This window comes from Devosia sp., from assembly GCF_030689745.1.
GTDB classification, from domain to species: Bacteria; Pseudomonadota; Alphaproteobacteria; order Rhizobiales; family Devosiaceae; genus Devosia; species Devosia alba.
In genome coordinates, this window is the sequence record NZ_JAUYGL010000111.1 from 1 (window position 1) to 16,885 (window position 16,885).

Sequence of the window (16,885 nt, forward strand, 5' to 3'; positions counted from 1 at the left end):
ATCTCAAGATGACCGATCGCGGCCTGTTCGACGTTGACAAGTTCGACTTCGTATCCTGAGGAAATGTGGTTGGCGGCCTGCCGCCAACCAGTGCACCCCATCGAAGGCCTGAGCGTTTTCGCCGCTTCAACGACGCGGTGACATGCTCTAGTGGGCCTCGCGCGCCTTGACCTTGCGGCGAGCTGCATGCAGCAGCGGCTCGGTATAGCCACTGGGCTGATCGGCCCCATGCAGCGCCAGATCGAGCGCTGCCCGGAACGCGACGGACTGGAAATTGTCAGCCATCGGCCGATACTGTGGATCGCCAGCGTTCTGTTGGTCGACCACTGAGGCCATGCGCTCAAATGTCGAGGTGACCTCGTCGCGGCTGACCAGTCCGTGGCGCAGCCAATTGGCCACCGCCTGTGACGAAATCCGGCAGGTTGCGCGATCTTCCATCAGCCCGACATCATTGATGTCCGGCACCTTGGAACAACCAACGCCCTGCTGCACCCAGCGTACGACATAGCCCAGAATGCCCTGCGCATTGTTTTCCAGCTCGCGGGTGATTTCTTCGCGACTGAGCGAGAACGGCGCCTGTACCGGCATCGAAAACAGTTCAGTCAGCTCCGGCAAAGCCTCGTTATGACGGCGGCGCTGGGCGGCGAACACATCGATCTGGTGATAGTGCAGAGCGTGCAGTGTCGCGGCTGTCGGGCTTGGCACCCAGGCGGTGTTGGCCCCGGCATTGGGGTGGCCACTCTTGGCCTCCATCATCGCCGCCATGTCATCGGGCCGCGCCCACATGCCCTTGCCGATCTGCGCCCGTCCCGACAGGCCACAGGCCAGCCCGATCAGTACGTTGCGGTCTTCATAGGCCGCAATCCAGCGCTCACTCTTGATCTCATCCTTGCGCAGCACCGGCCCTGCTTCCATGGCGGTATGGATCTCGTCGCCCGTCCGGTCCAGGAAGCCGGTATTGATGAAAAATACGCGGCTGCGCGCTTCGTAAATGGCCGCCTTGAGGTTGGCCGAGGTGCGGCGCTCTTCGTCCATAATGCCAATTTTGATGGTGTTGGGCTTGAGACCCAGCATGGCTTCGACCGAGGCAAAAATGGCGCAGGCAAAGGCCACTTCCTCAGGTCCATGCATCTTGGGCTTGACGATATAGACCGCGCCCGTCGTGCTGTTGACCTTATCCTGCATGGCGCACAGCACCGTCACGGCCGCATCCATCAGCCCTTCGCCGATCGGCTTGCCGTTCCACAACACCGCATCGGTTGTCATCAGATGGCCGACATTGCGCACCAGCTGCAGGGCTCGCCCCTTGAGCACCATCTCGCTACCGTCGACGGCGGTAAACACGCCATCCTGCTTCAGCCGGCGGGTCATCTGCTTGCCGGACTTCTCAAAAGTTTCTTCCAGCGTGCCGGTCATCAACCCCAGCCAGTTGCGATAGACGCCAACCTTGTCCTCGGCATCGACGGCAGCAACCGAATCCTCACAATCCTGAATTGTCGTCAGCGCCGATTCCACGATGACGTCGCTCAACCCGGCCGCATGCGCACTGCCGATAACGCTGCCCTTGTCGATCGCCAGGATCACATGCAGCCCATGGTGGCGCAGCACGATCTCGGCCTTGTTGCCTTCGCTGTCATCGCCGTAACCGACAAAGGCCGCCGGGTCCTGCAGCGTTGCCGGACCAGTCGACGTGTTGATGGCAAGCTTTGCCACGCCGCCAGCGGTCTGCACTTCATAGGAAGTCACGTCGCTATGGCTGCCAGTGCTGAGCGGAAAACTGGCGTCGAGAAACGCCGCAGCCTTGGCAACCACGGCGGCGCCACGAACTGGATTGTAGCCCTTGCCGGGCGCCAGCTCACCGTCGCGAGCGATCACATCGGTGCCGTAATAGGCGTCATAAAGACTGCCCCAGCGCGCATTGGCAGCGTTCAAGGCATAGCGGGCATTGGACACCGGCACGACCAGTTGCGGTCCGCACAGCGTAGTGATTTCGGGATCAAGCCCTTCGGTCTCGATGGTGAAATCGGCAGGCTCGGGCACCAGATAGCCAATTTCCCTGAGGAAGAATTCATAACCCTGCGGATTGCTGGCAACCGGCCCATATTTGTGGTGCCAGTCGTCGATCTGGTTCTGCAGGCTATCGCGCCTGGCCAGCAGCGCCGCGTTGGTCGGCGCGTGTTCGGCGACCAGGGCCGCAAAGCCCGTCCAGAACTGGTCAGCTGTAACGGCAAGGCCGGGGAGCGCTTCTTTCTCGACAAAGTCGACCAACAGAGAATGCACCGAAAGGCCGAATTTTGTCTGATAGTCGCTCATTGGGCTTTGTCCTTCTTGTCGTGCCAGAGATTTAGGCCAAGGCCGCGATCGTCACAACCCGTCTAAAGTCGACTTGGCCTGTGCGCCAGCGACATAGACCTCGGCAATCGCCCGGTCATCGCCCAGCGTCTGGAGCAGAAACAATTCCTCAACCAGTTGCGTCGCCGTCTGCATGCGCAGCGCCATGGCCGGCGTCGCCGCCGCGTTCAGCACCACCAGATCGGCCGCACAACCCGGCGCGATGGCGCCGATAGTGCCTTCCAGTGACAGCGCCCGGGCATTGCCCAGGGTCATCATGTAAAATGAATTGAACGGCGTCAGCCGCTGCCCTCTCAATTGCAGCACCTTGTAGCCTTCGTCGAGCGTCCGCAGCATGGAAAAGCTGGTGCCGCCGCCGATATCGGTGGCTACCCCGATCCGCACCCCATGCTGCTGCAATCGCGCGCGGTCGAACAGGCCGGAGCCCAGGAACAGGTTTGAGGTCGGGCAGAACACCGCCACTGCGCCAGTATCGGCCAGCAATTCGGTCTCGCGATGAGTGAGATGGATGCAATGGCCGAGCAGCGTCTTGGGCCCGAGCAGGCCATAGTGCTCATATATCCCGGTATAGTCCGGCGCCTCCGGATAAAGCTGCAGCGACAGCGTAATCTCGGCGTCGTTCTCGCTCAGATGGGTCTGCACATAGCACTCCGGGTGCTCGGCAACCAGACTCTGTGCCGCCGCCAGCTGTTCGGGCGTCGAGGTAATGGCAAAGCGCGGCGAGATGGCGTAGAGCCCGCGACCACGCCCATGCCAGCGCGCGATCAGTGTCTTGCTGTCGTCATAGCTCGACTGCGCCGTATCGCACAGCGCCTCGGGCGCATGGCGATCCATCATCACCTTGCCGCCGATCATCAGCATGTTGCGCTTTTCGGCTTCGGCGAAATAGGCGTCAACCGATGCGGGGGCGCTCGAACAATAGGCCGCGGCTGTGGTTGTACCATTGCGGATCAGCTCGTCATAAAACGCACTGGCGATGGTTGCCGCATGCCCCTGCTGGCTGAACTTCTGTTCCTCGATAAACGTATAGGTGTTGAGCCACTCCAGCAGCGAGCCGGCATAGGAGGCCACTATCTGGCTCTGCACATAATGCAGGTGCGTATCGATGAAACCCGGCATGATCAGGTGCGGCCGGTGGTCAATGACCTCCCCGTCACCCACCAGAGTAGCATTGAACGTGCCGACCGCGACGATCTTGCCGTCGACGATGGAAATCGCCCCATCCTCAATGTAGCGGTAGCTTGCCGTGTCATCGAGCCCCTGCGGCTCGCTGAGAAAACTCAGCACCCTGCCGCGCAGAATTCTCATGCTCACTGCCCCGAGCCCTCGCGGAACCAGGCCACCAGCAAAGCCCGCTCCTCTGGGGTCATCTCGCTGGCATTGCCCGGCGGCATGGCATGAGCGTAACCCGCCTGCATGACGATCTCCGTCGCGTGACTGGCGATGGCGTTGTCATTGTCGAGGATCACGTTCTTGGGCGCCTGATACACCCCTGGCCAGGCCGGCTCGGCCGTGTGGCACATGGCGCAACGGGTCTGTACGGTCAGGCTGGCAGCCTCGAAATGGCTTGCACTGAGAAAGGATTCGGCCGCCCGGGACGCCACCGCCTCTCCTGCCGCACCCGGCAGCTTGGGTCCGCTCGATAGCCAGGCAATGATGATGAACAGCACCACTGCTACCGCCCAGGTCCAGTGCGGATTGCCTTTGCGAGCGTGGCGCGTGTTGAAATAATGCCGGATCACCACCCCGATCAGGAAGATCAGCGATGCGATGATCCAGTTCCACTGCGTGGCGAAGGCTAGCGGATAATGCGAAGACAGCATGAAGAAGATGACGGGCAGCGTCAGGTAGTTATTGTGCAGGCTGCGCTGCTTGGCAATCTTGCCATATTTGGCATCGGGCACCCGGCCCGCCTTGAGGTCACCCACGACAATGCGTTGATTGGGGATGATGATCATCACCACATTCACCGTCATGATGGTCGCGGTAAACACGCCCATATGCAGCATCGCCGCGCGTCCGGTGAACAATTGGGTATAGCCCCAGCTCATCGCCACCAGAATGGCGAACAGCACCAGCATCAACCCGGTCGTGGACTGCCCAACCGGCGATTTGCACAGCGTGTCATAGAGCACCCAGCCCAGCCCGATAGAGGCCAGCGACAGCCCGATGGCCTGCCAGGCCGGCACGTCCAGCACGGTGCGGTCAACCAGATAGAGATCGGCGCCGACGTAATAGATCAGCACCAGCAGGATGAAGCCGGAGATCCAGGTCCAGTAGCTTTCCCATTTGAACCAGGTCAGGTGCTCGGGTAAAAATTCCGGCGCCACCAGATATTTCTGGATGTGGTAGAAGCCGCCGCCATGCACCTGCCACTCCTCGCCATGCGCCAGTGGCGGCAGGCTCGGGGTTTTACGCAGGCCCAGGTCGAGCGCGATGAAGTAGAATGATGAGCCGATCCAGGCGATGGCCGTGATCACGTGCAGCCAGCGCACCGCAAACATCAGCCACTCATAGAAAATCGCAAAATCGCCCATGCTCTCGCTTCCTTCCTGCCCTCGCCGCTTGCGGAAAAGGGGCAGCTACGACGTCGATGACCCGACGCCGTTCGTGAAAAGAGGCGGGCCAAGGCCCGCCTCCCTGGGTTATGAATATCGGCACTTAGGCATTGACGCCTTCGACATACCAGTCCATCGCCCACAGACCGGCATCGTCAACCACCGCTCCGGCCGCGACACGCTCGGTGCCGGCATTGTCGACAATCGGACCGGTGAACGGGTTGAGCGTACCATCGACAATGCCGTTCTTGACCGCTTCGGCGGCTGCGACAACATCGGCGGGGATCTTCTCGTTATAGGGCCCGATCACCACTTCGCCGGCGGCAATGCCAGGCCAGCTGTCATCGGATACCCAGGTCCCAGCCATCACGTCATTGACGACCTGAATGTAATGGGGTGCCCAGACGTCGATGATAGCGCTCAGATGCGACTTGGGCGCAAATGCGCTCATATCGGCGCCTTGGCCGAAGCCACCGACAATGCCACGCTCTTCAGCAACCTGCAGGGCCGCCGGACCATCGGTGTGCTGCACCAGGATGTCGGCACCCTGATCGATCAGCGCGCGGGCGGCGTCGGCTTCCTTGGCCGGATCGTGCCAGCTCGACAGCATGACCACGTTGACCTTGATGTCGGGGTTGATCTTACGGGCCGCCAGCGTGAACGCGTTGATGCCCATCACCACTTCGGGGATCGGGAATGAGCCGATATAGCCGATGGTGTTGGTCTTGCTCAGATGGCCAGCCAGCGTACCCATGACGGCACGGCCTTCATGGAAGCGGGCGTTATAGGTGCCCACATTGTCCGAACGCTGATAGCCCGTGGCGTGCTCGAAGATCACGTCGGGGAACTCGCGGGCCACCTTGATCACATAGTCGCCAAAGCCGAAGCTGGTGGCAAAGATGATCTTGTTGCCCTGCTGGGCCAGTTCGCGCAGCACGCGTTCGCAGTCCGGGCCCTCGGGCACGGTTTCCACGAAAGTGATTTCGATCTTGTCGCCAAATTCGGCTTCCAGCGCCTTGGCACCGGTCCAGTGGCCGAAGGTCCAGCCATTGTCGTCCTTGGGGCCAACATTGACAAAACCGATCTTGAGCGGCCCGTCCTGCGCCAGAACGGCCTGGCCGAGCAGCGGCAACGCCAGGCTGGCGCCACCGATCTTGAGTACGGAACGGCGAGTGAAGATAGCCATGCGTAAATTCTCCTTCTGACGTCTTCTAGTTGGTTGGTAGAAATGGTTTGCCCAGGCATGCCGGGGCCGCCGAATGGCCCGAACGCCGCAGCGAAATTAGCACCAGGACGGCAATGGTCGCCAGATAGGGCAGCGCCGCCCAGAATTCGGAGGGAACGCCCCCCGTACCGCCCGAGGCCTTGGTGTAGAGCTCGATCGTCATCACCAGCCCGAACAGATAGGCCCCGCCAAACAGGCGGAAGGGCCGCCAGGCGGCGAACACCACCAGCGCCAGCGCAATCCAGCCGCGCCCGGCAGTCAGTCGCTCGGCCCATTGCGGGGTGAGCAACAGCGGAAAGCAGCTGCCGCCAATACCGGCCATCGCGCCCCCAAAAGCCACCGCCGCATAGCGCACCCCGATCACCGAATAGCCGATCGAGTGGGCCGAAAGATCATTCTCGCCGACTGCACGCAGAATGAGTCCAGCCCGGGTCTTTTTGAGGAACCACCACACCGCCACCACCAGCAGCAGCGAGAAATACACCAGTGGGCTGTGCCCGAACACCAGGCGCCACAGCGGATGGGTGGCCAGCGCCTCGGGAAATATCGAGCGGAAAATGCTGATGGGCTTACCGGTATAGGCCTGGCCGAACAGCGCCGAGAAGCCGGTGCCGAAGATGGTCAAAGCCAGCCCGGTCGCCACCTGATTGGCCGAGAGCGACAGGGTAAGGAAGGCAAAGATCATCGACGCAGCGGCGCTGGCGGCGGCGGCCAGCAGGATTCCCAGCCAGGGATTGCCGGTGGTGTAGGTCACCGCAAAGGCTACCACTGCACCGATCAGCATCATGCCTTCGACACCCAGATTGAGCACGCCGCTCTTTTCCACCACCAGTTCGCCCAGCGCTGCAATCAGGATCGGGGTCGAAGCGCCGATCAGCGTGATTATGATGGGGACGACCAGATCCATGTTCACGGTGTGACCTCCACCCGATTGCTACCCACCATGCGCACCCGGTAGCGCACCAGAAGATCGCTCGCCAACAGGAAGAACAGCATCATCGACTGGAAAATACCCACGGCTGCAGCCGGCAACTGGATTGTCGTCTGCGCCACCTCACCCCCCACCACGGCAACCGCCATGGCCAGCCCGGCAAAGATAATGCCGATCGGATGCAAACGCCCCAGAAAGGCGACGATGATGGCGGTAAAGCCGTAATTGGTCGGAAAGGACGGCACCATGCGCCCGAAGGGGCCGGCCACTTCCAGCACACCGGCGAGTCCGGCCAGGGCGCCGCTGGTCAACAGCGCCATCCAGATGGTGCGATTGACCGAAAAGCCGCCATAGCGCGCCGCATTGGGTGCCGACCCGACCACCTTGATCTGATAGCCAAACACCAGCCGGCTCATCACGAACCAGGCCGCGAGGGCCACCACCACCGCAATGGGCACGCCCATATGCACAATAGTGCCCGGAATGATGTGTGGCAGCAATTGGTCTGCGGTGAACATGCGGGTCTGCGGAAAGCCAAAGCCCATCGGATCCTTCCACGGCCCGATCACCAGATAGTTGAGCAGTTGGATGGCCACATAGGTGAGCATCAGGCTGGTGAGAATTTCATTGACCTGCAGTCGTGTGCGCAGCAAGGCCGGCAGGAATGCCCAGGACATCCCCCCCACCATGCCGGCGACGATCATCAGCGGCAATATCCATGGCCCGGAAAAGTCCCGCGTCAGCAAAGCCACGCCCGTCCCCGCCAGCCCTCCCAGAATGTACTGCCCCTCGGCGCCGATATTCCACACATTGGCGCGGTAGCCGATGGCCAGACCCACGGCAATGATAATGAGCGGCGCGGACTTGACCGCCAGATCCTGCCATTTCAGCGGATTGAGAATGGGGGTGACGAAAATCTCGCGTACCGCGCGGACCCCGTCATAGCCGATCAGCGAGAAGATGATGGCGCCCACCAACGCGGTCAGCAGCACAGCCCCGATCGGCGTCAGATACAGCATCGCCTTGCTGGGTTCGGCGCGTTTTTCAAGCCGGAATTGCATCGATCACCTCATCAACCCCGTGCACGCCACCCATGAGCAGTCCGATTTCTTCAACACTGAAGTCAGCCGTGGGCCGCGCCGAGCTGAGCCGCCCCATGTTGATCACCGCCAGCGTGTCGCTCAGCGCCCGCAACTCATCGAGATCCTGGCTGATCACCACGATGGCCGAACCGGTCGCGGCCAGATCGACCAGCGCCTGATGGATCGCCGCCGCCGCCCCGGCATCGACGCCCCAGGTCGGCTGGCTCACCACCAGCACGGTGGGCTTCTGCATGATTTCGCGACCCATAATGTATTTCTGCAAATTGCCGCCCGACAGCGATCCGGCCATCGCGCCGGGCCCCAGCGCCTTGACGGCAAATTCGGCAATGACCTGGCCGGTATAGGTTTTGGCCGCGCCCGAATTGATCAATCCCAGCACCACCATGCCCAGCCGGTCACGTGCCGTCAGCACGGTATTGTCCGACAGCGAGAAATCACCCACCGCTGCATGGCCATTGCGTTCTTCGGGGACCGCGCACAGCCCGTGTTTGCGCCGGCCAGTGGTATCGAGCAGCCCGAGAGGATGGCCATCCAGTGTCACGCTGTGGCTGTCGCCCCCGTGTACTTCCCCCGAAAGGGCGTCGAGCAAGGCGTTCTGCCCATTGCCCGCGACCCCGGCAATGCCGAAGATTTCCCCGGCCCGCACGGTAAAACTCACATCGTCGACCGGCACATCGAAATGCCCGAGCTTGAGCGTCGACAGCTTTGTCACTACCAGCTTGGGCGGCCCCATGATGCGGTCGGCACCACGCACGATATCCTTGAGCCCGGCGCCGATCATCTTCTCGGCCATCGAGCGCGAGGTTTCCACCTTGGGGTCGCAGGTATCAACCAGCTTGCCGCCGCGCAGGATCGTTGCCGTATCGCACAGCGCTTTGATTTCATGCAGCTTGTGCGAAATGTAGAGAATGGAACAGCCTTGCCCGGCCAGCGTGCGCAACACGCCGAACAATTGCTCGACCTCCTGCGGCGTCAGGACCGAAGTGGGCTCGTCCATGATCAGCAGTTTGGGATCGAGCAGCAGGGCGCGGACAATTTCAATGCGCTGCCGTTCACCCACTGACAGCGTCGCCACCGTGCGATGTGGATCAAGCAGCAGGCCATATTTGGTCATCACCGCGCGGATCCGTGCTTCCAGCTCCCGGCCCGGGATCTTGGCATCCATGCCGAGCGCGATGTTTTCCAGCACCGTCAGTGCTTCAAACAGCGAAAAATGCTGGAAGACCATGCCGATGCCCAGCCGGCGCGCCGCCTTGGGATTGGCCACTGTGACGCGCGCACCATCCCAGTAAATTTCGCCGGAATCAGGTTGCATGATCCCGTAGATCATTTTGACGAGCGTGGATTTTCCGGCGCCGTTTTCACCCAGCAAGGCGTGGATTTCGCCAGGCTTGACGGCAAAACTGACATTGTCATTGGCCAGCACGCCGGGAAAGCGCTTGGTAATTCCCCTCAATTCCAACCGCGGCAGCATACTAGCGTCCATTCACCACCCCCAATGGTTCAGGGATGTTTGCGCCCATAATTTCAGCTTCCCGTCGTCCAATGTGAACCATAATTTCAGCTGCCGCCAGCGCCGCAATAACTTCGGGGCGCTTATCCCCAAGGCCCTGCTGGCCAATGGGCAGCACCAGCCGCCCCAGCGCTGCGGCATCCCCGCCTTCGCCCAGAAACCAGTTATTGAACCGCGCGCGTTTGGTGCGTGAACCCACCATGCCGACATAGGGGCTGTCGCGGCGCCCCAGCGCTTCCTGCGCGATCAGAAAATCGAGCGCATGGTCGTGGGTGACAATGACAAAACTGCTCCCGCTCGGTGCGCTGCGCACCACCGCTTCGGGCATCGCCACTGCCCTGGCATCAATATGGCCGGGCAATAGGGCCAGCTCCTCCTGCCGCGTATCGATCACGGTCAACCGCACGGGCAACAACGCCAGTATCTGTGCCAGTGCCCGCCCGACATGGCCGGCGCCGAATACATAAACCGGTGGCAAGGCGGCATCTTCAGCGCTCACCTGCGCCCACAGCCGGGCGCGCGCCGCCGCATCGGCATAGCCCAGGCTGACGCCGACCCGGCCACCGCAGCACTGGCCGATTTCAGGGCCCAAAGGCACGTCCATGGCATCCTCGGCGCGTCCCGAAACGATGAGCCGCCGCGCATGCTCGATCACCATATACTCCAGCGCCCCGCCACCAATGGTCCCGAACAGTGCGGTCCTGCTCACCAGCATGAATGTGCCCTGCGACCGTGGACTGGACCCGCGCACTGAGGTCAGTTCGCAAAGAATGGCGTCAGTGTTGGCGGCGAAGAAAGCGGCGAGTTCGGTGGTGCGGGCGGTCATGGCGCGGACACCGCAACCGCGGGGCCAGTCGCCCCCCACCCCAGCCCTCCCCCCAGGGGGGAGGGTGCGGGCCGGTAGTGTTGACGCGAGCGGGCCACAGACCGGATGCGGTACCTCATCCCCTGCGGGGGAGGTTGTGAGGGGGAATATGCCGGCGCGAACCAAGCCCTCACTGCCGCCCCCCCTTCAGCCGTTCGCAAGCCATCAGCACCCGCTCGGGCGTTACCGGGGTGTCGAGCCGCGGCGCGATGGTGTAATCAGCCACACTGGCCACCGCCATCGACAGTGCTTCCACCACGCTCATCGCCAGCATCAGCGGGGGCTCACCCACCGCCTTCGATCGACCGATGGTGGGCTCCTTGTTGACCGACCATTCGGCCAGCTTGACGTTGAACACTGGCGGCACATCACTCGCCAGCGGGATTTTGTAGGTTGACGGCGCCTTGGTGCGCAACTGGCCCTTGTCGTCCCACACCAGTTCTTCAGTGGTCAGCCAGCCCATGCCCTGAATGAAGCCACCCTCGATCTGGCCGATATCAATAGCCGGGTTAAGCGAACGCCCCACGTCATGCAGGATATCGACCCGATCCACGGTATATTCGCCGCTCAGCGTGTCGATGGTCACTTCGCTGACCGCGGCACCATAGGCGAAATAGTAGAACGGATGGCCACGTCCGGTGGCCCGATCCCAGTGGATCTGGGGCACCTGGTAAAAGCCTGCCGCCGATAGCTGCACCCGGTTTAGATAGGCCGAAGCCGCCAGCTCGGCAAAGGGTACGAATTTGTCGCCCGCCTGAATGCCGCCGGCCACCCACTGCACGGCGGCTTCGCTGCACTGGTAAAGCTGGGCGGCATGTACCACCAGCCGTTCCTTGATCTGCCGGGCCGCATCCCAGGCCGCCATGCCATTTAGGTCCGACCCTGATGAGGCGGCTGTGGCCGAAGTATTGGGCACCTTGCCGGTGCTGGTGCCCATGATCTTGATCACGTCCAGCCCGACGCCGAAGGCATCGGCCAGCACCTGTGCCACCTTGACGTACAGCCCCTGCCCCATCTCGGTGCCGCCATGGCTGAGATGGATCGAGCCATCCTTGTAGACATGAACCAGAGCGCCGGCCTGATTGTACCAGGTGGCGGTGAACGAAATGCCGAATTTGACTGGCGTCAGCGCAATGCCCTTTTTGAGGATCGGGCTGCCCGCATTGTATTTCACGATCGCCGCGCGCCGCGCCTGATAGTCCGACGACGTCTCGAGCTCATCAACCACCCGATGGACGATATTGTCCGCCACTGTCTGGTGATAGGGCGTCACATTGTTGGTATCGGTGCCGTAGAAATTGGCCTTGCGGATTTCAAGCGGATCCTTGCCAAGATCATAGGCAATATCCTCGATCCAGCGTTCCGCCGCCAACATGCCCTGCGGCCCACCAAACCCCCGAAACGCGGTGTTGGAAACGGTATTTGTGTAGAGCGGCTCACTGCGCACCCGCACCGCCGGATACCAATAGGCATTTTCGGCATGAAACAGCGCCCGGTCGGTGACTGGCCCGCTGAGGTCCGAGGAAAACCCGGCCCGTGCGCCATAAACCGCGTCAACCGCCACGATCTTGCCGGTGTCGTCATAGCCAACATCATAGTCGACCACGAAGTCATGGCGCTTGCCGGTGGCGGTCATGTCGTCATCGCGGTCGGGGCGCAGCTTGCAGGCGCGGTTCCATTTCTTGGCCGCCAGCGCTGCTACCGCAGCAAACAGATTGCTCTGGGTTTCCTTGCCGCCAAAGCCGCCGCCCATGCGTCGCACATTGACCGTCACCGCGTGATGGCGAATGCCCAGCACCTGCGCCACCATCAACTGCACCTCGCTGGGGTGCTGGGTCGAGGCAAACACTGTTACGTCCTCGTCTTCGCCCGGCACGGCCATTGAAATCTGGCCCTCGAGATAGAAGTGGTCCTGCCCCCCGATCGCCATGCTGCCCTTGACCCGACGCGGCGCTGCCGCCATGCCGGCCGCCACATCACCGCGCTCCAGCTTCAGCGGTTCGGTGACCAAGGCGCCACCCGCTGCCTGCGCTGCCCGCACATCAAGGGAAACCGGCAGATCCTTGTAGGTCACCTTGACCAGGTGGGCCGCCCGCCGCGCCTGATCGCGCGTCTCGGCGATCACCGCAAACAACGGCTGCCCCCAGAACTGAACCTTGCCGGAAGCAAAGATCGGCTCGTCATGCTTGTGGCTGGGACTGACATCATTCTCGCCCGGAATGTCGTCCCCGGTCAGCACGCCGATCACCCCGGGCGCCGCTTTGGTTGCGGAGAAATCAATGTTGATGATCTCGGCATGCGCGTTGGTGGAGAGCCCGAGATAGGCATGCATCGTGCCCGCTGGCTCAACCATGTCGTCGATATATTCAGCCGTGCCAGTGACGTGCTTGGGCCCGCTATCGTGACGGACATCCTTGTGCAGCGAGGCCAGAGTGATGGCGGGTTCCAGCTTGTTCATGCCACCTCCCGCCGCAGCCGCTGGCCGTGTCCGGTTGTTTCCAGAAAGAACCGCTTCAGCAGGTTCTGTGCGCTCAGCAGCCGATAATCGGCGCTCGCCCGCATATCAGAGATCGGCTGATAGTCCTCGGCAAAAGCCGCCACAGCGGCATCAATTGTCTCCTGCGTCCACGGCCGACCCACCAGCGCCGCCTCGACTGCCTTGGCGCGCTTGGGCGTAGCCGCCATGCCGCCAAAGGCAATCCGGGCCATGCCCACCGTGCCACCATCATTGACGAACACCCGGAACGCCCCACACAGCGCCGAAATATCTTCCTCGCGCCGCTTGGAAATCTTGTAGACGGCAAACTTCTCGCCGGTCGGCAGCAGTGGCAGCGTCACGCTCTCGACGAACTCACCAGGCTGCCGGTCCTGCTTGCCATAGGCGACAAAGTAGTCTTCCAGCTTGATCTCGCGGCGATGCGATCCGCGCCGCAAGGTCAGCCTGGCGCCCAATACGATAAATGGCGGCGGCGTATCGCCAATCGGCGAGCCATTGGCGATATTGCCGCCAAGGGTGCCCATATTGCGGATCTGCTCGCCGGCAATCCGATTCCAGAGCTCTGCCATATCCGGGAAATTCTCGGCCAGTACCGGCAGCGCTTCCGAATAGCTCACCCCGGCATAGAACCGCACTTCACTCGCATTGTCGGCGATGGCCTTGAGCTCTTGCAGGTGATTGATGAAAATCACCGGCCCGATCGGGCGCATGAACTTGGTGACCCACAGCCCCACATCGGTCGACCCATTGACGATAGTGGCTTCGGGATTGGCTTCATATAAAGCTGCAAAATCGTCCAGGCTGGCTGGCACAATGATGCGCTCGGCGTCCTCGCCCAGCTCAACCCGCCTGCCGTCATGGATCGCCTTGATCTTATCCTTGAGCGCGATGCGCTCAGCCAGCAGCGGATCACCCTGCGGCAGGCCATAGCTCGACATCGCCTTGCCTGCCCGGATGATCGGCGCATAGCCGGTGCAGCGACACAGATTGCCCTGCAGCGCCTTTTCGATGGCGCCCTGGCTTGGGTCAGGATTGCGCATCCACAACCCATAAAGGCTGATCACAAAGCCCGGCGTACAGAAGCCGCACTGGCTGCCATGGTGATCCACCATTGCCTGCTGCACCGGGTGCAGATTGCCGTTTTCGCCGCGCAAATGCTCAATCGTCACCACATGAGTGCCGTGCAGGCTGCCCATAAAGCGGATGCAGGCAGTCACCGAGTCATAGATGATCTCGTCGTCCATCAAGCGCCCGACCAGCACCGTGCAGGCGCCACAATCGCCCTCGGCGCAACCTTCCTTGGAGCCGCGCAGCCGCTGCTCCAGCCGCAACCAATCCAACAGCGTTGTTTCGGGCCTGATATCGGTGAGGCTGATTTCCTCACCATTGAGAATAAAGCGGATGGCGCCCGAAACAGCAGTCATGCCCTAGCTCCCCCGATAGGTTGAATAGGCAAACGGGCTGACCAGCAGCGGCACATGGTAGTGCTTGTCTTCGCCGATAGTGAAGCGGACCGGCACGACGTTCAAAAACGGGTTGTCGACCCCAACATCGAGCCGCTCGAAATACTGCCCGACATGAAATCGAATTTCAAATTCACCCAGTTGGAACTGCTCACCCTCGAGCAGCGGCTGGTCGACCCGGCCATCGGCATTGGTATAGCTGTCAGCAATATGGTGGGTATGATCGCCGTGCACATAGTGCAATTCAATGCGCATGCCGCGGGCCGGCGTGCCGTGCATCGTATCCAGTACGTGCGTGGTAAGGCGACCACTTCCCGCCATTATGCTGCTCCCGTTTGTCGTCCCCACCAGCAAGACTAGCGCATCGTCACCGATGCGCAATGCCCATTTTTTACCAATTGGTCCATTTTTGAGCATCTTGATTGCTGGCGGCAAGCCCATACTATCGCCAGACCACTCCGTCGAAAGCACTTCACCCATGCGCTACCCCCGCGATATGCACGGCCACGGCCCCACCCCGCCCCATGCCAACTGGCCCGGGGGTGCGCACATCGCGGTGCAGTTTGTGCTCAATTATGAAGAGGGCGGCGAAAACTGCATTCTGCACGGCGATGCCGCCTCGGAAGCATTCCTTGCCGACGTTATCGGCGCCGCGCCCTGGCCCGACCAGCGCCACGCCAATATCGAATCCATGTATGAATATGGCGCGCGCGCCGGGTTCTGGCGCCTGCATCGCCTGTTTACCGAGGCCCAGCTGCCCCTCACCATCTATGGCGTCGCCACCGCCCTGATGCGCGCTCCCGCCCAATTGGCCGCCATGCAGGAGGCCGGCTGGGAAATTGCAAGCCACGGGCTGAAATGGGTGCAGCACAAGGACATGCCGCCCGACGAGGAGCGGGCCCAGATTGCCGAGGCCATCCGGCTGCACACCGTCGCCACGGGCACCCCGCCGCTCGGCTGGTACACTGGGCGCTCCAGCCTCAACACCATTGATCTGGTCTCAGAGACTGGTGCCTTCGCCTATATCTCGGACACCTATGATGATGACCTGCCCTATTGGCGCGTTCACCAGGGCAAGCCGCAACTGATTATTCCCTATACGCTGAGCGCCAACGACATGCGCTTTGTCACCGCGCCCGGCTTTGACAATGGCCAGGAGTATTTCCAGTTTCTCAAGGACAGCTTTGATTGCCTCTATGCCGAAGGCCTGGCCGGCAGTCCCAAGATGATGTCGCTGGGTCTGCACTGCCGCCTGGTCGGCCAGCCCGGCCGTTTCCAGGGCCTCAAGCAATTCGTCGACTACGTCAAATCCTTCGACAAGGTCTGGATCCCGACCCGTCTGGCCATCGCCCAGCATTGGGCCGCCACCCATCCCTATGTGGCGCCCGAGGTCATCCCCTCCCAGCTCGACAAGGCCGATTTCGTCGCCCGCTACGGTTCGATCTTCGAACATTCCGCCTGGATCGCCGAGCGCGCCTGGGCGGGCGAACTCGGCCCGGCCAATGACACTGCCATCGGCCTGCACTTCGCCCTGCGCAGCCAGTTCCGCATGGCCAGTGCCGAAGAACGGCTGAAAGTGCTCAACGCCCATCCCGATCTGGCCGGCAAGCTCGCCGCCGCCCAGCGCCTGACCGCCGAATCCACCGCCGAACAGGCTTCGGTTGGCCTCGACGCGCTAACCGATGGCGAGCGGCAGCGCTTCACCATGCTCAATACCGCCTATGTCGACAAGTTCGGTTTCCCCTTCATCATCGCCGTGCGCGACAACACCAAGGCCTCCATTCTGGCCTCCTTTGAAGCGCGCCTGAAGCATACGCCTGAGGCTGAGTTTGCCGCCGCCTGCGCCCAGGTCGAGCGCATCGCCCTGTTGCGCCTCAAGGCAATCCTGCCCTAGTCATTGCAATCAAACAATCAATCGAGGCCCTGTCCATTCGCGCTCCCGGAACCCCGTCCATGTACACACTCATCATCGGCAACAAGAACTACTCGTCCTGGTCGCTGCGCCCCTGGCTGGCGCTGCGCGCGCTCGACATCCCTTTCACCGAAGAGCTCCATGCCTTCGTCGCGCATGGGAGCCAAGATACCTTCCGCGCCTTTTCACCAACCGTCAGTGTGACCTTGCTGGTTGTTGGCGATATCCGCGTCTGGGACTCGCTGGCCATTGTTGTATATGTCGCTGAAGACCATCCCCAGCTCTGGCCTGCCGACAGGGCTGCCCGGGCCTTTGCCCGCGCGATCAGCGCCGAAATGCACTCAGGCTTTTCCTCCCTGCGCGACATTTGCACCATGAATTGCGGCCTGCGCGTCAACCTCAACACCATAAGCCCGGCCCTGCAGGTCGATCTCGACCGTGTCGACGAAATCTGGACCGACGGTCT

The 16,885-nt window shown here is 61.8% G+C and carries 13 protein-coding genes; 2 read left to right on the forward strand and 11 right to left on the reverse strand.

All coding sequences use genetic code 11. The features are described 5' to 3' along the window. Positions 1 to 147: 147 nt before the first annotated feature. The 11 genes from Q8O80_RS09740 to uraH all read right to left on the reverse strand — a co-directional run bounded on the left by Q8O80_RS09740 (position 148) and on the right by uraH (position 14,828). On the reverse strand, positions 148 to 2,313 hold the full coding sequence (locus tag Q8O80_RS09740; protein WP_305579270.1) for a malate synthase G: 2,166 nt from the start codon (positions 2,311 to 2,313) through the stop codon (positions 148 to 150). 51 nt (positions 2,314 to 2,364) lie between these two features. Then, positions 2,365 to 3,660 carry a guanine deaminase gene (gene guaD / locus Q8O80_RS09745; protein ID WP_371136158.1) on the reverse strand — a complete coding sequence of 432 codons (1,296 nt, stop codon included), beginning with the start codon at positions 3,658 to 3,660 and terminating at the stop codon, positions 2,365 to 2,367. A 2-nt stretch (positions 3,661 to 3,662) separates the two neighbouring features. Beyond that, entirely contained in the window at positions 3,663 to 4,889 is a 1,227-nt protein-coding gene (locus Q8O80_RS09750; protein WP_305579272.1) for a urate hydroxylase PuuD, read from the reverse strand. A 124-nt stretch (positions 4,890 to 5,013) separates the two neighbouring features. After that, positions 5,014 to 6,096, reverse strand: a complete 1,083-nt coding sequence (locus Q8O80_RS09755) for a BMP family ABC transporter substrate-binding protein (protein WP_305579273.1) — start codon at positions 6,094 to 6,096, stop codon at positions 5,014 to 5,016. Positions 6,097 to 6,121: 25 nt separating this feature from the next. After that, entirely contained in the window at positions 6,122 to 7,042 is a 921-nt protein-coding gene (locus Q8O80_RS09760) for an ABC transporter permease (RefSeq protein ID WP_305579281.1), read from the reverse strand. Positions 7,043 to 7,044: 2 nt separating this feature from the next. After that, entirely contained in the window at positions 7,045 to 8,127 is a 1,083-nt protein-coding gene (locus Q8O80_RS09765; RefSeq protein WP_305579274.1) for an ABC transporter permease, read from the reverse strand. Further along, positions 8,111 to 9,655 (reverse strand): ABC transporter ATP-binding protein, encoded by a 1,545-nt coding sequence (locus Q8O80_RS09770; RefSeq protein WP_305579275.1) that lies wholly within the window; start codon positions 9,653 to 9,655, stop codon positions 8,111 to 8,113. The genes Q8O80_RS09765 and Q8O80_RS09770 overlap by 17 nt, the downstream gene beginning before the upstream one ends. Further along, entirely contained in the window at positions 9,645 to 10,508 is an 864-nt protein-coding gene (xdhC, locus tag Q8O80_RS09775) for a xanthine dehydrogenase accessory protein XdhC (RefSeq protein ID WP_305579276.1), read from the reverse strand. The genes Q8O80_RS09770 and xdhC overlap by 11 nt, the downstream gene beginning before the upstream one ends. A 169-nt stretch (positions 10,509 to 10,677) precedes the next feature. After that, positions 10,678 to 13,005, reverse strand: a complete 2,328-nt coding sequence (gene xdhB / locus Q8O80_RS09780) for a xanthine dehydrogenase molybdopterin binding subunit (RefSeq protein WP_305579277.1) — start codon at positions 13,003 to 13,005, stop codon at positions 10,678 to 10,680. Further along, positions 13,002 to 14,468, reverse strand: coding sequence for a xanthine dehydrogenase small subunit (xdhA, locus tag Q8O80_RS09785; RefSeq protein ID WP_305579278.1), 1,467 nt, complete (start codon positions 14,466 to 14,468; stop codon positions 13,002 to 13,004). Before xdhA ends, xdhB begins: the two co-directional genes overlap by 4 nt. 3 nt (positions 14,469 to 14,471) lie before the next feature. Further along, entirely contained in the window at positions 14,472 to 14,828 is a 357-nt protein-coding gene (gene uraH, locus Q8O80_RS09790) for a hydroxyisourate hydrolase (protein ID WP_305579282.1), read from the reverse strand. Positions 14,829 to 14,985: 157 nt separating this feature from the next. Here uraH and puuE point away from each other — a divergent pair, with 157 nt between their 5' ends. Next, on the forward strand, positions 14,986 to 16,401 hold the full coding sequence (puuE, locus tag Q8O80_RS09795) for an allantoinase PuuE (protein WP_305579279.1): 1,416 nt from the start codon (positions 14,986 to 14,988) through the stop codon (positions 16,399 to 16,401). Positions 16,402 to 16,460: 59 nt separating this feature from the next. Then, positions 16,461 to 16,885: glutathione S-transferase (locus tag Q8O80_RS09800; RefSeq protein WP_305579280.1), on the forward strand; the 425-nt coding region annotated here is incomplete at its 3' end.